Below are 17,495 nucleotides of genomic sequence, written 5' to 3' on the forward strand. Positions count from 1 at the left end.
AAGCCTTGCGTAGAAGGTTCACGGCAAATACCAAATCCATGTCGGAGGGGAACACAGTATGTCCATTGATCTCGACTTTGTTGTTGAAAACGAAATGACGCCGGCCCCGGCGGAAGCGCCGCCAGTTGTCCAGGTTGTAAGCGAGCCCGCACCGGTTGCCGCACCCAAGAAAAAAGCCGCTGCCCGTAAAAAGCCGGTAGCGAAAAAGGCCGAGGCCCCCAAGGTCGAAGCTCCCGCGAAGGTTGCAGCCAAGAAAGCTGCCCCTAAGAAAGCCGCTGCCAAGAAAGCCGCTCCGGCCAAGAAAGCCGCCGCTGCCAAGAAAACCGTCAAGAAAGCCGCCGTGAAAAAGGCTGCCAAGAAAGCCGTGAAGAAGGCGGTCAAGAAGGTTGCAGCCAAGAAAGTGGCAACCAAGAAGGCCGTCAAGAAGGTGGCTAAGAAGGTCGCCAAGAAGGTCAGCGTAAAGAAGGCCGTCGCCAAGAAAGTGGTGAAAAAGGCCGTCAAGAAAGTAGCCGGCAAGGTAAAGGTTGCTAAGAAAGCGGTAAAGAAAGCCGCGGCCAAGGTGACCAAGAAGGTCGGCGCAAAGAAGGTCAGCAGCAAAAAGACGGCCCACAAGGCCGCACCAAAAAAGGCGGCAGTCAAAAAGTCCGCCAGCAAGAAAATCGCCGCCAAGGCGGTTAAGAGGTCCACTGCCAGCAAGAAGGTGAGCGTCAAGGCAACCCGTAAGCCGGTTGCCAAGAAGGCCGCCCGTAGAAAGTAAGTCGTTACTGATCCGGCCCGGCCACGTGCCGGGCCGGATTTTTCGTCCGCGCCGCGCGCCGCCAAAGCACACAAGAAGAAGCAAACATCATGGCGATCAAGATCGAAACCAAGATCAAGGGCTACCAAGTAGTCAAGCCCGAAGACAAGGCCGCGCCGGCCGCCGCTCCCGCCCAGCCCAAAGAGGCGCCCAAGGCGGAAGTCATCCAGATGCACGAAAGCCTGGAGCGCCCTGAGACCCTGGTCGGCTCCACCTACAAGATCAAGTCGCCGTTGTTCGAACACGCGTTGTACGTCACCGTCAACGACATCGTGCTCAACGCCGGCACCCAGTACGAACAGCGCCGCCCCTTCGAGATCTTCATCAACTCGAAAAACATGGACCACTTCCAGTGGATCGTGGCGCTCACCCGCATTCTCTCCGCGGTATTTCGCAAGGGCGGCGACGTCACCTTCATCGTCGAAGAGCTCAAGGCCGTCTTCGACCCGCGCGGCGGCTACTTCAAGGCCGGCGGCGTCTACATGCCCAGCATCGTGGCCGAGATCGGCGGGGTGATCGAGCAGCACATGAAGATGATCGGCCTTATCCACGACCCGGAGATGAGCGACTCCACCCGTGCCCTTATCGCCGAAAAGCGCGCCGCCTACGAGGCTGGCGCAGTAGCAAAAAAAAACACTGAAGTAAGCGCACCTGTCGCAGTGGTCACGGCCGTGGTGGCCGCGGCCGATACCTCAGAGTCCAACGGCTTCCCACCCGGCGCCACCCTCTGCCATAAGTGCAACACCAAGGCGCTGGTGCTGATGGATGGGTGTCAGACGTGTCTGAACTGCGGGTATAGCAAGTGCGGTTGAGCGGGTCCGTACCGCGATAGCTGGTCCGAAGGGTGGCAGAGATGTCGCCCTTCATCGTTTAGGGCTTGAAAGGGACCATCTGGATAAATGGCTTTGCGGAAATAGTCGTTGAAGCTAATTCAAATTTTTTCGCATCTCATGCAGCTGAATCTCATCGGATGCAACGCCAGGCCCATATCTTGCTGCCGACCAGAAAATTGGGAACAGAGTCAGTCAGATATGACTCCAGCACCCTGTCATCTGTGCGATAGATATAACAAGCTTGCCGCGTCGATGATATGACGCTTTCATCTTACTTATCACTACAACCAAGGAGGGGATCTCTATGAAACAAATCCACAAGCCATTGGTAACAGCTTTGCTGGTTGCGCTAAGTTGGCCGGCTCTGGCCAGCGACACTGCGAATACCGGTGGTGCATTCATCGGACTGGGTTATCTACCCGGCGGCGACCCTGGATCACAAGGGAGCAACGCTATGAGTACAGCGGTGGGCATTTCGGCGAACGGTTTGGTAGTTGTAGGAGCAAGCACAAGCCAGTGGGGCCGTAAAGCTTATCGTTGGACCGCCACCAGTGGCATGCAAACCCTAAGCACAGATAGTCAATCCACCTATGCAACGGGTGTTTCAGCAGACGGCTCAACCGTCATAGGCGCCGCACCCCATGTGGCGTTTAAGTATTTTAACTTTTCAGCCTGGCGCTGGACCGCTGCGACCGGAATGATGGACTTGGGGCATCTGTCTAATACGTTGACCACTATTCCCATCGCCGTCTCTGGCGACGGCTCAGTAGTGGTCGGATCAAGCGGCCCTCAGGCTTTCCGCTGGACACAGGCTACTGGCATGGTGGGTTTGGGGTTCCTGAGCGGCTATGACTATAGCGATGCACAATGGGTGTCGTCTGATGGCTCGGTAGTGATCGGAAGGTATAGTAATTCGCTCGATAAATCCTATGTATATCGATGGACCCAAGCCACCGGCATGGTTAGCCTGGGGAGTTCGATTACCAACGTTGCGGCCGCATCTGCCGACGGTTCAGTGATCGTTGGAACAATGCCTGCCAACGGTGCCAACAGCCAAGCCTTTCGTTGGACGCAGTCCGGTGGCGTAGTCGCATTGGGCGTCCCTGCAGGCTTTCTTAGTAGCAGGCCTGTGGGCATTTCGGCCGATGGAACCGTGGTGGTCGGTCAAAGTGTATCGCTGAGCGCGGAACAAGCTTTTCGCTGGTCGGCTGTGACGGGGATGCAGTCCGTAGCAGCATGGCTTGCCAACGCGAGTGTATCAGTGCCTAGCAACGTGACCTTGACCTCTGCAAATGCCGCCAATCGGGACGGTACTGTACTGGTCGGGGACAGCGCCGTGGTCAATAGCAACGGCGAGGGCTGGCTGGCACGCGTAGGCCCTGTGGGCAGTGGTCTGCTGACTGACATTGGGGCGTTCAATGCTGGTTTGGTCGAAGCCAATAGTCAGGCGATCCGCGGCGTAACGGATCTGTCCAACCTCGCCGTATTCGGTGTGCATCATCGCTCGCTGCTGGATAGCGGACAGGTCCGTGCGCAAAATGGCGCTTGCGCCTGGGCTGCTGTGGACGCGGCACATTACGACGAATCGAATACTCGCGCCGAATTGGCTGAGGTCGGCGCGTGCAAGGATTTCGGTTCGACCCGCATCGGCTTGGGCTTCGGCAAGGCTCAGGCCCGCCAAGATTGGAGTCTGGGTGGTAAAGGCCAGTACGACGGCCATTACTTGGTGGCGGAGGTGGCAAGTCAGCTCAGCGGGGCGATCGAAGGCAGTCTGCTGGGTTATCGCGGTGACTTTAATGTCGACACGCGCCGCAACTACATGAACGGAGCCAATGTAGATTCATCGCGCGCCCATACCGATGCTACAGCCACCGCCGTGCGCGCACGGTTGGACTGGAACAACGCTGCGCAATGGGGTCAAGTGAGTTTTTCGCCCTATGCCGTCTATAACTGGACCAAGACTAAGCTCGATGCCTACACCGAAACCGGCGGTGGTTTTCCGGCACTGTTTAACGGCTCCAGTTGGATCACCAGCGAGGCGAGGGTTGGCGCTGCGGGCAAGCTGGCGTTGTCCTCTTCCACTGGCTTGCGGGTGGCGCTCGAAGCAGTGCATCGTTTCAAGGGTGAAACGAACGAGATCAAAGGGCAGGTGATAGATCTGTTCGGCTTCAGTGTGCCAGGCCAGAAGCTCAAGCGTAACTGGGCGCGTGCGCTGGTAGATATTGACTATCGCGTGACTTACGCCTCGGTCATTACGCTCGGCGCCAACGGCGCGTCGTCCGGTGGCGACGCAAGCTGGGGGGTGTCCGCGCAGTACCGCATGTCGTTCTAACCAAGCGAAGCGTTGGTTTCAATCGACAAAGCAAATAAGAGTCAGAGCCAAATGAATATGGCTCTGATCTCTTCTGAGTCTTTTTGAATGGCGCGGCCGCTTTGCACTATTGCCCCTGCTCATCCGGCGACTGCACGATATAGCCGTCGGCCTTGAGCTTGGCCAATAGACCATCGGGCGCGAGTGCCTGCTCCACCGGCAGCAAGGCGAAGGTCTGCGCGTTGCGCATAAGTGCGTACTGGGCGGCGGACAGCCAGGCAGCGTCGATGCGTTCGGGCAGATCGTGCAGGCCCAGTTGTTGTGAGAAGTCGGCGTTGACCACGGCGACGATGCAGGACTTGTACCGGCTGCCCAGCGACAGGCTGCGCAATGTCGCCATATCGCCCTTGGCCCATGCGTCGGCGCGTGTTGTGAACGCGCCCAGGTCGTGCTCGATGGTATCCATGGTCTGGTTGAAGCAGCTAATGTCGTCCAGGTTGGTTTGCTTGAGGGCATCCGCCGTGCTGTGAGAACGCTCGACCACCATCTGGTATATGACCGGCGTTCGCTTGACGTGGTGTTTCCTGGCCAGTTTCAACACGGTCTGGCTCACCTCGCTGGTAGGGGTCAGGCCGGCTGAATCAAGCGCCTTGTCGTATAGCTTTATCGCGACGAGCATCGGCCGCCAATACTCTATGCCGCGGTCGTTGCCGATGTACTGCTGTTTGAGTGCCTGCCAGCGCGCAAACATTTCCTGCGGGAGCACTTGCTGCAGGTTGGCGCCATCCGGGTTTTTGCGCGCGCTGTACACGGAGGGTTGCAGGGCTAGCTGATTGAAAAGGCGTTCATCCATTTTCAATTCGGCGGTGGGCGGTTCGAGCAACTCCTGCGATTGCGAGATGACCTGCTCAACCTGTGCCGATTGCCATTGGATATGTCTGGGCAGGGGGGTCAGCGTGCCGAGTACCCACAGCACATGATCGCCCTTGCTCACTTTCCATAAGCCCGGACCGGGTTGCGGGCCGGTAACCGTGACTGTCTGCAGTTTGATAGCGTCCGCAGGGGCTAGCGGCCTGGTTGGGCTGGTGGCGGACTGTGCCCTTACCGGCATGGCCAAAGCCATGGCGCATAGGCAGGTTGCAATCTTCCCGTGCATCCGTGTGCTCCCCCGTGCGTGATGATGCAATATTGCATGATTCACGTGCTTGTCGCGTGGTGTTCGATCGGTAATCTCAAACCAGGCAGGGGGATGCTATGAGTTACAACCCGTATGACGCGCCGAGGGCAGATGTATTGGCGCCCGTGCTAAACGACGTCAGTGTTGAGCAGACCGCCAGCGGTCAGAAGCTGGTTATCTACGCCATTCTTACCTACTTCGCCGCCGCGGCCATAAAAGCAAACCTGGGAGCGATCGGCTGGTTAATTGCCCTGTGTGCGCTTGCCATGGGTTTGGTTGGGGTATTTCGTCTTAGCGCAGGCATGGGTTATTCCATGGCAACCAAGGTCATTCTTACCGTCTTGATGTTCGTCCCGCTGGTGAGCTTGATCGTTTTACTGGTTTTGAATGCCAAGGGGACAAACAAGCTTCGCGCGGCTGGCTATCGGGTGGGCTTGTTGGGGGCGTCTCGCTGAGCCGGCTTATGGTCGGGTTCGAGCCATCTATCTAAGCGCCTGTTGAAAGGACATTGCATGACCGAAAAGCGCGTCTGTTTCGATTTCGAGATCGAGTTCTCCAATGGCGGCGGGATTCAGGGTCAGGGTTTCAGGCTCGATATCGACGGTAGCGATATCGCTGACCAAGCGCTCGCTGCGACTATCGTTCGCGATCTGCGGTTATTGATGGTCGGTGAAGTACGCATTCTCAATAAACGGATCGTCGATGAGCAGCATAAACGCGGCGAGCTTGAGGGCACCGTCGTTCGGCAAACCACGGGTACGCGTTTTGTCGATCTCAGCCATGTCATCGAAAGCGGCATGGTGACCTATAAAGGCTTGCCGGCGCCGCTGGTGTGCGATCACCTGTCGCGTATCCAGTCGCGCCATATGTATGCGCCGGGCACAGAGTTCCAGATCGGCCGCATAGAGATGGTCGGTAACACCGGTACCTATATCGACACCCCTTATCATCGCTATGCCGATGGTTATGATCTCACCGGCCTTTCGCTTGAGCAGATTTCTGATGTGCCTGGCCTGGTCGTGCGCGTCGTCGGCATGAAGGGACGGTCGATCGATTGGGCGAATTTTGCGGCGGTCGAGGTGCGCGGGCGTGCCGTGTTTGTTCATACGGGGTGGGATGCGCATTGGCGAACGGACGGCTATTTTGAAGGGCATCCGTTTCTGACCAAGGCGGCGGCGGAATATCTGCGCGATCAGGGCGCCTCGCTCGTCGGTATCGATTCGATGAACATCGACGATACATCGGACGGCGCGCGCCCGGTTCATACCACCTTGCTCGCGGCCGGTATCCCTATTGTCGAACACCTGACCAACCTTGCCGCGCTGCCGGTCGATGGGTTTCGCTTCTCGGCGGTACCGCCAAAAATCGCCGCCATGGGGACGTTCCCTGTCCGTGCACATGCCCGGTTAGACGTCTAAAAATCAGCGTAATGACATGTTTTTGACGGATCGCTAACCCTAAGGGTGCTGCAATCTAAGAAAGTGACAAGCCATCACTCGCAGGTATCGCCGGGTGCGCGCATTCGTCTTCATTACGTTGCATTAACTCCCAGGGTTCGGGCTTTGCAGTAACGCCCTAGGCTTCGGTTCTGTAACGCCCGGCGTAAAATCTCCTGGCAAAGAAGGCAATGAAGGAGGGCGCCTATGCAAGCCGAACCAAAGTACTGGTTTCCAGCCAAGCGCTATGGCTGGGGGTGGGGGCCACCCTCGGTGTGGCAAGGCTGGATCGTTTTTATCTTCTTCGGGGCTCTTCAGGTGGGCGGGGGTGTTTTCTTGTTGCCGCTCCATCCCGGTGCCTTCCTGGCGTATTCAGGTGTGCTTTGTTCGGTGCTTGTCGCGGTGTGCTGGCTCAAGGGAGAGCCCCCGCGTTGGCGCTGGGGAGATCAATGAAGGGGCCGCTTCAGCGAATTGACAGCTTTGGTGGTCGGATAAAACGCAAAATCATACGTTTTACCCGCTTAAATACGGCCCCGTTGGTCAATGGCTTGCAAGGGTTGGCAAAGCAGTAGCGGAGAAGTGTGAATCAGTGGAAACCTTGCCATTTATGGGCTTAATCGGTGCGGAACGAGTAAGGGCGACGCCGGACACGGGTCTTATCCACCTCAATCCCCCCGGCTTGGCTGTTCAGGGAGCATTTTCCGTAATCGATTTCATGCCTGTTTTTAATGGTTTACGTAGGTGTTTCGCTCGATTCACTTCGCACAGAATTCATCTCCGCTGATGCTACCTTTAGCAAGTCGGCGCTTGTGTCGCTGACTTAAACAAGGGGATTGCGTCATGTTCCATCTATCGCAAGGGTTTATTTCGCGCCGTGCAGCTCTGGCTGGTTTGTTGGCCATCGGTTTGTCGGTTTCGGCAGTCGCGGCGCAGTCGCCGCAGGCCAGTGGTTTGGGCCAGTCTTGGCCAAACGCCCGTGACGTTAGCGCCAGCCCAAACTGGCATGTTTATGTGTTCGAGCGTGATGGTGTCCGTTATGTCCAGGTCAATGACCTCAACGGCACCGTGCGTGGTGCTTTTGCCACGGCCCAAGGCCAGTATCTGGTATTGCCGGTTGGCACGGATGCTCAGCTCATCGGTACGCCGCAACGGCCGCTTACCATGATTAAGCCGGCGCCGAGCGAGACGGTTTATCGGGATGCCTCAGTGCAAGTGCTGCTGACGCCGCAAGCTAATGGCGGAGTGCTGTTGAGGGTATTTGATACCGCGACCTGCACCGACCCTTACAACTGCGGCAATGTGATGCATTTGTTGGGGCATTGATCGCACACGCAGCTTCTTCAGCAAATCTGAGATGGGCAGCGAGCGGGTTTAGTGAACGGTGAGCCGGGGCGTGGCAGCGAAGGTTGCTGTCCGCTCTAGCTCTGCCGCGTCGTGCAGCAGCATCGTCACCCGAATACCTTTAGGCGTAGACAGCATGTGCAGGTCGCCGCCGTAGATTCGTGCGTGATCGCGAATGGCGTTTAACCCGAGGCCGCTGGCGCCTAACCGAGGCGCCAATTGTTCGGGGTCCACGTTCTGGATTGAGCTGACGCCCGTGCCCTCCAGCCGCAATACCGCCCAGCGGCGACCTTGGATCTCGCCGCCGCGCAGATATAGGCGTACTTGCTCAAATGAGCCCTGGGCGAAGAGATACACAACAGCTTCGCAGGCCAGCCGATATAGCGCGGTATGCACGCTCGACGAGAGCTGGCTTAGACCGCGTCCTTGTATCTCGCACTGATAAGTGACACGAGCATCGTCCAGTGCCTGTGCCATGGCGCCATCGCGCAGGCCCGCAAGCAGCCCGCGATCGCGCCAGGCGCGCGGATACAGGCCGTCGGCTAAACGATGCACTTGGTGCTGGGTTACAGCGACTTGCCGGTAGTAGCTGTGCTCTTCGGCGGGAGGTAGCAAGTGGCGCAGCCTGTTGAGCAGACGGCCATGCATCTGCTGCATCGCGCCGCTGATCTGCTCCAGGGCATACGCGGTTTGGCGCATGCGTAATTCACCGAGGTACAGCCCTTGCTGGGCGAGATACAGCGCTTGCTGGCCATCGACCTGACCGCGCTGCTCCTGTTTGTTTTGTATGGTGATGCGTGCGCCAAGCATCAGTAACGACGTCGCAGCGAATGCCATAAATGCTTGCGGCTGTAGCACTTCGAGGGTTGCCATCGTTGGAAACGACAAGCAGATGCAGGTGCAGGCAGCTCCGCCGCCTAGAGCGGCGCCGCGCCAGCCATGCTTCAACGTCAGCCATGCCACGGGCAAGAACATCGCCATCCGCGCGATCTGCGAAGTGTCGCCCGTTGCTTTGGTATTCAACCAGGTCAGCAAGGCCAGCGTGGGCAGTAAGAGCACCATGCCGTCGAGCATGACGTGACTATCCCCGACGCGAGAAAGCATATTGCGCAGAGATCCGGCACGTAATTCAAATGTGGCCATCACGACCAGCGGCACGATGGTCAACGCACCTAGATAATTACCAAAGAAGTAGCCGAGGGCGTGCATGGGTAGCACGACGAACGGAGGTTTTCCGGGCGCGAGGTGAGCCGTAGTCAGCGCGATAAAACCATAGGTCGCACAGACCAATGAAACCAATAATGTGCAAAGCAGCAGTGAGCTGATACTGACAAGCTGTTGAGATGGAAAGACTGCCATATGGCGGCGGAACCACCACACGATAGGCATGGCCAAGACGATCACCGGCAACGATTGCAGCACAACCCAGGTGAGGCCGAAATCATCAAGGCACTCATAGCTTGAATAGGTTCGGGATAAACATTCACCCAGCGCCAAGGCAGGCCAATAGCGATAAGGGACAAAAAGCAGGCAACTAAGTCGCAGCCCGGCTGGGAGCAGCCATTGCACATTGGATATGTCGCGCAAGAGCGTATAGCTCACCGCATAAGCGATGACCACGGCGACATGGCGCAGCCAAACATGCTCCCCCTTTGCTCTTTGCATATCCCCATACCCCTTAGGCTTGGACGTCGCGCCCCGACTGATAGTCATCACGCAGGCATCCTAATGAATCGGACCTTTTCGGCAGTGAACTTGGCGTGAAGTCACCTCCGTATGCCAGCGGCTTAACTCCCCTAAGCCTGGCGCGGTAGACGCATAATAAGACCGATAAAGGCTACTGGGCGTGAAGGCCATCGTAGAAGTTCGGGCTAACGCGCGACTGAGGCGCCATTGTCCCCCTCTCGGCGCCGTCATCCAAGTACCCGGCCAGGCCAGGCTTTCCATTGGCCGCCGTACGCGCAACCATGCCGGCCTTGCCCCAAGTGATTTCCCCCGCATGAGCCATTCAGACGACCCTTTTGACAACGAATATGAGAACAGCCCGGATGACGAGGACGGTGATAACGGCTCGGTAGAAGCCTTGGTATGGCAATTGCTGGTGTTAATTAACCCAGGTGACGACGAGACGACCTTGCAGCAGTTTCTGGCTTACCGAGAGGCGGTGGCTAACGCCGATGAAGGCGAAATCGAGCCGGTTGAGGTGATTGGCCAGGTGGTCGACTGGCGGTCCGGTTTTTATGTTGACTGGAAGGACACCCCCTCGCTGGTGCAGGTGCTGGACGAGTTATCCGCGCGTTGGAATCTGTCGATCGACTGGAACGGCGACCCGGACGATGATGAGTTTTTTGATGGCCATGACGCTGTCTCGCTGCTGGCCATCGCCTATGACTGCCTTGCCGCGTTTGGCTACACGTTATGGCTGTGGGAAACCGGTGGCGACAGCTATGCCGGTTGGATGACGCTTAAGCGAGACGGTGAAGCACTGCGCGAATTGGCTATCGACCTGGGCATTCATCTACGCCTGGGCAGCGAGGCAGAATAAGCATGATATGCCCTTGTTTTTAGCTTGCAGGGGCGGTTGGCGTGATTGCAGCAAACGAGGACACCATGAAATTTCTAATCATGATTTACACCGATGACACCCTGTTGAACGAGCTGCCCCCAGGCGAATTCGACAGCATGATGCGTGGCTGTTTTGCCCATGCCGATGAACTTCGCGCGGCAGGTTGCCTGCTTGATTCGCAGCAGCTCGATACACCAGCCAAGGCCAAGTCGCTGCGTGTACGCAATGAGCGCGTAACCATTGTCGATGGGCCGTTTACCGAGGCGAAAGAATGCCTGGGCGGTTTCAACCTGATCGAAGCTGAGAACATGGATGAGGCGGTGCGGATTGCGTCGGCTTTCCCGTGGACGCGCACCGGGTGTATCGAGATTCGTCCCGTACTCGATTTGATGGATACGCGGCGCAGGGTAGGTGCGGTCTAGGCACGCCGTTTTACCCCTCCCCAGCGGCAGCCAGAGGCAAGCTTTTGCTCCTCCCCCTGCGCCCTAGGGGGAGGTTGGGAGGGGGTTAGGCCTTGCGTAGGCTCAGGGCTTAACGATCTCCGACTCGATCACCATATTCAGCACATAGGCCGTATTGGGTGCGTCGGCCGGCGGGTTCTTGATGGCGTAGCGCTTCAGGCGCAGCACGTTGCGCACACCTGCCTGGTGGGTATAACCCTCGATGCTTTGATAGAGCGGCTGCCACTCGCCCGGTGTGCCCACGCTAAGCCCATTAGCGTCGTAGTTGCGTTCACGTACTTGCAGGCACTCCATATTGGGAATGAGCGGGTGGCTACAGGGCTTGGTCTGCGCGGCCACTTCCATGAATACGGTGGTGCCTTCACCGCCATAGCGGGTTTCGGCGGTGGGCTTGCCGATGAACTGCAAGGTATCGCCGTTATCGGTGACCAGCCGTAGTAGCGGTGCTTCGCCGGTGGTTTGCAGGCTTAGCTTGGGATGCGCACGCAAACGCTCGCCGATAGCGACATCCATGGCCATCAGTGCCTGGTTGGAGCAAGCCATCATCGTTTGCGCCAGCGGCGAGACTTCTAGCCGTCCGTTTTTAATCTGGAAGCCGCCGTTCATCCGGTTGCAGCCCTTGCTGACGCTGAGCCGGGCTTGACCAAATTCCACTTGCGGGGAGGTGTTTTCGTCGAAGAACAAAGCATTGATGCGCTTGCCGTCGCTGCCGGTGGCCTGGTTCAACTGCCACTGATACTGACTCAGCAGGGTTGCATCGGGTGTTGCCGCTGAGCTGTCCGTCGGTGATGAGGTGGCGGTACTGCCGGGCGCGTTCGGATGGGACGGTGGCGTGGGTGTACAGGCCGCGAGGGCGAGCGGTAGCAACAGCAAGCAATATTTCATGGCGAATTCTCCATCAATGGAATAAGCAAACGTTTGGTTCTTGCAGGGCAACGTTTCTTAGCCAGCCAGGCCTTCTTCTTCACTTTCCGGCAGCGGCAACACTTCGTGAAAGACGGTGTAATCGATATAGCTATGGCCATCCTCACCATCGCGGACAAGATCGATATAGCGGTGATTCCAGCGTAGCTCCTGGTAACTCCATTGATGCCGCGCCAGCATCGGTTGCGAAGTGGTTTCGTCGATGCCTTCAATGGTCAGCATAATCACCGCTTCGGTGCTTTCGAGCGTTTCGGCCGTGGCGCCATAGAGCGGGCTGGTTTCATCGATGACATGCATCAGGCTCCAGCTAAGTATGAAAACCGGGTGCCGGTCACGCATCAGTTTCAGATCGTAAATCTTGCGAATCTTGAAACCCTCGGCGCTGGATTCGCGGATCAGCAGATTCAGCGAAGCCGACGCCTCGGCGATGACGTTTTGTCGAGCGTTCGCCGCCCGAATCATCAGCGTCGATTGACCGTTGATGGCGCGCACTACCGGGTGATTGGAGAACATCATCTTGGCGCGCGGACGAGAGAACCGCGAAAAGATCAGCCCAGTGACCAATGCGATGCAACCCATGCCGGTAAAGATTTCAACGGTGGATACAAGATGCGCGTACAGCGTCTGCGGGTGCATATCGCCGTAGCCGACGGTGGCCAGGGTTTCCACACTGAAAAAGAACGCGCCGCTGAAGTCTTGCGGAAACTGATTGGCGATGGCGTGATCGCCCAATTGGTAAAGCGTCGCAAAAACCGTGTTGAGCAGCACAAAGCCCAGGGCGGCAAGCGCAAAAAATGCCGGCCAGCGGATGGTCAGGGTGTAGTGATAGATATCGTCCCAGACATGGTGGGTAAGCCCCAGGCTGATGAATTGATTGCCGCCGAGCGTCAGCGTGCGGGGTTTGCGCTTGAAATACCGGGTGCGCTTAGGTGGAGTTGGCTTGGCATTCATGGCAGGCACTCTGGTTCAAGCGTGTGAAAGATCGCGCCAAGTGAGAAACATGCGCAGGTCAAACTCCAGTTGGTGATAGTCCGGCTGCATGTGTTCGCATAGCTGATAGAACGCTTTGTTGTGATCGGTTTCTTTCAGGTGAGCCAGCTCGTGCACCACGATCATGCGCAAAAACTCGGGTGCGGCTTCGCGAAACACCGAGGCAATGCGGATCTCTTTCTTCGCCTTCAGCTTGCCGCCGTGCAGGCGCGAGATCGCAGTGTGCAGGCCCAGCGCACGCTGGATGACATCGAGCTTGTTGTCGTACATGACCTTGTCGATGCCCGGCGCGTTGCGCAAATAGGTTTGCTTCAACGCATGGGTATAGACGTATAGCGCTTTGTCGCTCTGGATCTCGTGGCGCTCGGGATAACGCCGCTGCAGATAGTCACCGAGCTGATCCTCGGCGACCAACTGGCGCACTTTCTGTTGCAGCGCAGGCGGATAGCCGCCGAGGTATTTGAGCGGCGTCATACCCGTATCGTCAAATCTCGTCGGCGGGCGCGTCATCGGCGAAACCGGTGTAGCCGTCCGGGAAAACCGGGGTGCCGTCTTCTTCGAGCGTCAGTACGGCGGCCAACGCGGCGGCGGCGGCTTCCTCCGCCAGATCTTTTTGCCGGAAACTACGGTTTTCGCAGATCGCAAAATAGCTGGGAAAGCCCGTTCGATGACGCGGAGTGATAGCGATGTACGCGCCAAAGCGCGAGCCCTCGGCCGTGGCGCCTGAACGGGCCCAATAGTGTTCAAACTCACGTTCGGCCATCGTTGCTTATCCAGATAGAAGGGCGCCAGTGTAACGCGCCGAAGCTATGCCACCATGCGCCCATGACCATGCCTGCCACGTTCAAGCCCGATACTTCCACGCCGCGTCTGGTGCTGGACACCAACGTCTGCCTCGACCTGTTTGTCTTCGGCGATGCGGCTTGCGCACCTTTACTGGCTGCGCTGCAAGGCGGCGTGGTCGAGGCGGTGACCGATGAGGCTTGCCGCGCGGAATGGTGGCGGGTACTGCATTATCCGAAGCTGGCGCTGGATGAGGCGGCACGTGCGCAGGCGCGCGCCGCGTTCGATGCACATACCAGCTACCTGTCGACCGATGAATTGCGGCAGCCGATCGATGCGGGCTTGCCCCGCTGCGCCGATCCCGACGATCAGAAATTCTTGGAGCTGGCGCTGGCAACGCAGGCGCGCTGGCTTATCAGCAAAGATAAAGAAGTGTTAAAGCTGGGGCCGCGAACGCTGCGCGCCGGATGGTTCGCTATTGTTACGCCGCAGGGCTGGCAGACGCCGTCCAGGGAGGCATGGTGAGCGCTTATATAGCCTTGCTGCGTGCAGTGAATGTCGGCAGCGGCCGCGCGGTACCGATGGCGCAGTTGCGCGCCATGGCGACCGACATGGGGTACGCCCAACCGCGCACATTGTTGCAGAGTGGCAATCTTGTGTTTGAGGCCAAGGCCGGCAAGGCCGCAACCATCGAGCGCGCGCTGGAGGTCGAGCTGCGCCGGCGTTTCGGGTTTGACATCCCATGCATCATGCGCAGCGCCACGGAATGGACATCCATCGTGGCGGGTAATCCGTTCGCCCGAGAAACCGCCGAAAATCCCGCGCAGGTACTGGTGATGGCCCTGAAAGCCGCGCCGGACGCGGCAGGCATCGCGGCTTTACACGAGAGCTATGCCGGCCCGGAGTCGATTCATGTCGAGGGGCGGCAGGCTTATCTCGTTTATCCCGAAGGTATCGGCCGCTCACGTCTCACCATGGCCTTGCTGGAGCGCAAACTCGGTGTCACCGGTACGGCACGCAATTGGAATACGGTGCTCAAGCTTGCGGCGATGGTGTAAGCAGACCCACGACTATCAGGCCCAATGCCATGCAGATGCCACAGACTATCCATTGCCCGTATTGCGGCGAAACGATCTATATCCTGGTGGATACCTCGATCGAGCATCAGCGCTATATCGAGGACTGCCACGTCTGCTGCCAGCCGATTACTTTGACGATAAATGCCGATGAAGACGGTGAATGGCAGATTGGCGTGCAGTCTGAAGACGATGGCTAGGCGGTCAACCCGGCCATCGTCGAGCCGATCAGTCCATGCTCGACCAGCCTGAGCCGGCTTAACGCGCCCACGCGGTTAATGCCGCGGGGTAGGTATCAAACCAACTGTTCGTATCGAGCACGGTTACTTCGAGTCGGTCCAGGCGGGTGCGCGTAGCGATGTCGGAGTCCGGCGTCACCGGGCGGGTCAAATCCCACAGCAAGCGCGTTTGGAAGCCCAGTTCAACCGCATCTTGCGCCGTCCACAACACACAGATGTCGCGAGCCAGACCGCAGATATATACCTCTACGATGTCTCGCTCCCGCAGCCAGCCGGCGAGACCGGTGCTGGGCCGATTGCCGTGCGGGCCGTGGTTTTCGCGAAAGGCGCTGTAGGAGTCGACGCGAGGGTCGCTGCCTTTGCGAATCACCGCATTCAGCGAAGACCAGTCGATCCCCTGATGCAGTGCCGCGCCTGGCGTACCTTGCACGCAATGGGCCGGCCATAGGGTCTGTGCGTGGCCATACAACGGAATACGTTCAAACGGGTGCTTGCCTGTATGCGTGCTGGCGAAGGAGACGTGTCCGCGCGGGTGCCAGTCTTGAGTGGCGACCACATGACGAAACAGGCCTGCTTTCAGCAAGTGATTGATGCCCGGCACAATGGCATCGCCCTCGTGGCAGGCCAGCGCACCACCGGGCATGAAGTCGGATTGCACATCGACGAGGATCAGGGCGGCGTGATCGCTGATGGATGGGGTCATGGTCGCGGCTGGTCTGGAGTGAGATTGGCTTTGATGAGTCTAAGGCCAGTACCGTCCAATAGAGTGTGACGCGGTGGGCTCACACTATGTGCGTGATGCCGCGGATTCAGCTACGCGCAAGCCATCGAGCAAGGCAGGCATAATGTGCCGTGAGCCTAGATCGTTCTAAGGGATGGAGATGCATTACGACCAATCGTGGATGGGCTATGGCATGGTCGGAGGCTTCCAGGCCGGGACCATTGCAGCAGTGGTGGGATTATTGTTGTTCGGCTTTTTCCACAGGTACGGTCAACGGCACAACTGGAACTTGGGTACGCAGATCGGCTGGTCGTACTTACTTGCGTTGCTGCTGGCCGGCAGCGGCGATATGTGGGACATGTTTTATTTCAACTACGGGCGGCTGCAGTCGCTGCAGTTGCTCAAAGCCAAGCTGGCCGCGGTACATGACCCGGACGGCATGGGTACGCGGGTGCTGTTCGAGTTTGCCGGGGTGGCGGTGGGTGTGTATCTGGGTTGGCTATTGATCGCCAAACTTGGATTTCTTCGCGGGCGCAGTCACACAGGCAATCACAAGATCGACCCATGACCACCGTTGATGTAATCGCCGGCAGCAGTAAGCGATTGACCCTGCATATCGTGCAAGTGGTGTGCTTCACTTTTTTCGCCTATCTGGTGGTCGGTTTGCAGTTGGCTGTGCTGCCGCCGTTCGTGCACAACGATCTTGGCTACGGCGCGGTCCTGGCCGGGTTGGCGATCAGCACGCAATACATCGCCACTTTTCTGACCCGTGGTTTCGCCGGGCGCACCACTGATGTCGCCGGGCCCAAGCGAGCGGCGTTGATCGGTATGACGGCGTGCGGCATCAGCGGGTTGTTGCTGGTTGCCGCCGCTTTATTGCACCGCATACCGCCACTATCGCTGGGCGTGATGCTGCTCGCTCGCCTGGCCCTGGGTTTTGGCGAGAGCTGCGTGGGCACGGGTTGCATCATGTGGGGCATCGGCCGGGTGGGTTCTGCGCATACGGCCAAGGTGATCTCATGGAACGGTATCGCCACCTATGGCGCACTCGCACTGGGCGCGCCGTTGGGCGTGTGGCTGGTTGCGGTGGCCGGCTTTATCGCGATCGGTATTGCCGGAGCATTGTTGATGCTTGGCGCGGTACTGCTCGCGACCATTCAACATGGCGTGCAAGTGCAGGCCGGCGAACGTTTGCCGATGCGGCACGTGTTTGGCCGGGTCATGCCCTACGGTATGGGTCTGGCGATGGGGTCGATCGGCTTCGGCGTCATCGCTACTTTTATCACGCTGTATTACGCCAGCGTGAGCTGGAATAACGCCGCATTGACGTTAAGCGTTTTCGGGGTGTGTTTCGTCAGCGTGCGTCTGTTGTTGGGTAGCACGATTTCGCGTTTCGGCGGCTATCGAGTGGCGATGGTTTCGCTATCGGTCGAGTGCTGTGGCTTGATCGTATTGGCAACGGCAGCGCATGCCGGCACCGCGATGTTTGGCGCCGCACTTACGGGCATCGGTTTTTCGCTGCTTTTCCCGGCGTTGGGTGTAGAGGCGGTGAATCGGGTAAGCATCAGCAACCGTGGCGCGGCGTTGTCTGCGTATTCGGTGTTTGTGGATGTGGCGCTGGGGCTGACTGGGCCGCTGGGCGGATTGATGGCTTCTTCGGGTAATTACGCGCCGATGTTTGGTGTGGCTTCTTGTTTGTCGTTGGGGGCGGCGGTGCTGACGGGGGGGCTGTATTTTCGGTATGGGAGGCCTACGTTGGGGTGATTTAGCGTTGTCGCTGGCTGGTCGCCTGCGGCGGTTTTCGAACCCCTGCCGGGGCCCGAGTCACTTTTCTTTGCTTG

General features: G+C 58.3%; 20 protein-coding genes. 13 read left to right on the plus strand and 7 right to left on the minus strand.

Annotation, left to right across the window (positions count from 1 at the left end):
* Positions 1–58: 58 nt before the first annotated feature.
* The 3 genes from DVJ77_RS21685 (at position 59) to DVJ77_RS04280 (ending at position 3,961) form a co-directional block, all read left to right on the plus strand.
* Positions 59–757 (plus strand): hypothetical protein, encoded by a 699-nt coding sequence (locus DVJ77_RS21685; protein WP_114844255.1) that lies wholly within the window; start codon positions 59–61, stop codon positions 755–757.
* An 89-nt stretch (positions 758–846) separates the two neighbouring features.
* Positions 847–1,608, plus strand: coding sequence for a TSCPD domain-containing protein (locus DVJ77_RS04275; RefSeq protein WP_114844256.1), 762 nt, complete (start codon positions 847–849; stop codon positions 1,606–1,608).
* 727 nt (positions 1,609–2,335) lie between these two features.
* The gene (locus tag DVJ77_RS04280) at positions 2,336–3,961 is read left to right on the plus strand and encodes an autotransporter domain-containing protein (RefSeq protein ID WP_162791361.1); all 1,626 of its coding nucleotides are present in this window, start codon (positions 2,336–2,338) and stop codon (positions 3,959–3,961) included.
* A gap of 106 nt (positions 3,962–4,067) precedes the next feature.
* Here DVJ77_RS04280 and DVJ77_RS04285 read toward each other — a convergent pair whose 3' ends face one another.
* A complete protein-coding gene (locus DVJ77_RS04285) occupies positions 4,068–5,096 on the minus strand; it encodes a TraB/GumN family protein (RefSeq protein ID WP_114844258.1) in 1,029 nt (342 codons plus the stop codon).
* A gap of 98 nt (positions 5,097–5,194) precedes the next feature.
* Here DVJ77_RS04285 and DVJ77_RS04290 point away from each other — a divergent pair, with 98 nt between their 5' ends.
* The 3 genes from DVJ77_RS04290 to DVJ77_RS04305 all read left to right on the plus strand — a co-directional run bounded on the left by DVJ77_RS04290 (position 5,195) and on the right by DVJ77_RS04305 (position 7,876).
* Positions 5,195–5,572 carry a hypothetical protein gene (locus tag DVJ77_RS04290; protein ID WP_114844259.1) on the plus strand — a complete coding sequence of 126 codons (378 nt, stop codon included), beginning with the start codon at positions 5,195–5,197 and terminating at the stop codon, positions 5,570–5,572.
* Between the two features lie 57 nt (positions 5,573–5,629).
* Positions 5,630–6,535 (plus strand): cyclase family protein, encoded by a 906-nt coding sequence (locus DVJ77_RS04295; RefSeq protein ID WP_114844260.1) that lies wholly within the window; start codon positions 5,630–5,632, stop codon positions 6,533–6,535.
* An 858-nt stretch (positions 6,536–7,393) separates the two neighbouring features.
* On the plus strand, positions 7,394–7,876 hold the full coding sequence (locus DVJ77_RS04305) for a hypothetical protein (RefSeq protein WP_114844262.1): 483 nt from the start codon (positions 7,394–7,396) through the stop codon (positions 7,874–7,876).
* A 48-nt stretch (positions 7,877–7,924) separates the two neighbouring features.
* Here the strand turns inward: DVJ77_RS04305 and DVJ77_RS04310 are convergent, their stop codons facing one another.
* Positions 7,925–9,559: an MASE1 domain-containing protein gene (locus DVJ77_RS04310; protein ID WP_162791362.1), complete on the minus strand. Its 1,635-nt coding sequence runs from the start codon at positions 9,557–9,559 to the stop codon at positions 7,925–7,927.
* Positions 9,560–9,893: 334 nt separating this feature from the next.
* Between DVJ77_RS04310 and DVJ77_RS04315 the strand changes: the two genes are divergently transcribed.
* Positions 9,894–10,439 carry a DUF6630 family protein gene (locus DVJ77_RS04315; RefSeq protein WP_114844264.1) on the plus strand — a complete coding sequence of 182 codons (546 nt, stop codon included), beginning with the start codon at positions 9,894–9,896 and terminating at the stop codon, positions 10,437–10,439.
* A 65-nt stretch (positions 10,440–10,504) separates the two neighbouring features.
* Positions 10,505–10,882 (plus strand): YciI family protein, encoded by a 378-nt coding sequence (locus DVJ77_RS04320; protein ID WP_114844265.1) that lies wholly within the window; start codon positions 10,505–10,507, stop codon positions 10,880–10,882.
* Between the two features lie 102 nt (positions 10,883–10,984).
* Here the strand turns inward: DVJ77_RS04320 and DVJ77_RS04325 are convergent, their stop codons facing one another.
* From DVJ77_RS04325 to DVJ77_RS04340, 4 genes are read right to left on the minus strand one after another with little or no spacing between them, the layout of a single operon-like run.
* On the minus strand, positions 10,985–11,806 hold the full coding sequence (locus DVJ77_RS04325) for an META and DUF4377 domain-containing protein (RefSeq protein WP_114844266.1): 822 nt from the start codon (positions 11,804–11,806) through the stop codon (positions 10,985–10,987).
* Between the two features lie 57 nt (positions 11,807–11,863).
* A complete protein-coding gene (locus DVJ77_RS04330; RefSeq protein ID WP_114844267.1) occupies positions 11,864–12,796 on the minus strand; it encodes an ion channel in 933 nt (310 codons plus the stop codon).
* 15 nt (positions 12,797–12,811) lie between these two features.
* A complete protein-coding gene (locus DVJ77_RS04335; RefSeq protein ID WP_114844268.1) occupies positions 12,812–13,309 on the minus strand; it encodes a M48 metallopeptidase family protein in 498 nt (165 codons plus the stop codon).
* A 10-nt stretch (positions 13,310–13,319) separates the two neighbouring features.
* A complete protein-coding gene (locus DVJ77_RS04340; RefSeq protein ID WP_114844269.1) occupies positions 13,320–13,598 on the minus strand; it encodes a hypothetical protein in 279 nt (92 codons plus the stop codon).
* A 62-nt stretch (positions 13,599–13,660) separates the two neighbouring features.
* On the opposite strand from DVJ77_RS04340, the gene DVJ77_RS04345 reads away from it, so the two are divergent.
* From DVJ77_RS04345 to DVJ77_RS04355, 3 genes are read left to right on the plus strand one after another with little or no spacing between them, the layout of a single operon-like run.
* The gene (locus DVJ77_RS04345) at positions 13,661–14,143 is read left to right on the plus strand and encodes a putative toxin-antitoxin system toxin component, PIN family (protein ID WP_225427814.1); all 483 of its coding nucleotides are present in this window, start codon (positions 13,661–13,663) and stop codon (positions 14,141–14,143) included.
* Complete coding sequence (locus DVJ77_RS04350) at positions 14,140–14,676, plus strand: DUF1697 domain-containing protein (protein ID WP_162791363.1); 537 nt, start codon at positions 14,140–14,142, stop codon at positions 14,674–14,676. Before DVJ77_RS04345 ends, DVJ77_RS04350 begins: the two co-directional genes overlap by 4 nt.
* A gap of 29 nt (positions 14,677–14,705) precedes the next feature.
* A complete protein-coding gene (locus DVJ77_RS04355; protein ID WP_114844271.1) occupies positions 14,706–14,894 on the plus strand; it encodes a CPXCG motif-containing cysteine-rich protein in 189 nt (62 codons plus the stop codon).
* Positions 14,895–14,952: 58 nt separating this feature from the next.
* Here the strand turns inward: DVJ77_RS04355 and pncA are convergent, their stop codons facing one another.
* On the minus strand, positions 14,953–15,636 hold the full coding sequence (pncA, locus tag DVJ77_RS04360; protein ID WP_114844272.1) for a bifunctional nicotinamidase/pyrazinamidase: 684 nt from the start codon (positions 15,634–15,636) through the stop codon (positions 14,953–14,955).
* Positions 15,637–15,814: 178 nt separating this feature from the next.
* Between pncA and DVJ77_RS04365 the strand changes: the two genes are divergently transcribed.
* Together DVJ77_RS04365 and DVJ77_RS04370 are read left to right on the plus strand one after the other, a co-directional pair.
* Positions 15,815–16,222, plus strand: a complete 408-nt coding sequence (locus tag DVJ77_RS04365) for a hypothetical protein (RefSeq protein WP_114844711.1) — start codon at positions 15,815–15,817, stop codon at positions 16,220–16,222.
* Positions 16,219–17,418 carry an MFS transporter gene (locus tag DVJ77_RS04370; RefSeq protein ID WP_114844273.1) on the plus strand — a complete coding sequence of 400 codons (1,200 nt, stop codon included), beginning with the start codon at positions 16,219–16,221 and terminating at the stop codon, positions 17,416–17,418. The genes DVJ77_RS04365 and DVJ77_RS04370 overlap by 4 nt, the downstream gene beginning before the upstream one ends.
* Positions 17,419–17,495 lie beyond the last annotated feature (77 nt).

It is taken from the genome of Dyella tabacisoli, assembly GCF_003350925.1.
Taxonomy (GTDB): domain Bacteria; phylum Pseudomonadota; class Gammaproteobacteria; order Xanthomonadales; family Rhodanobacteraceae; genus Dyella_C; species Dyella_C tabacisoli.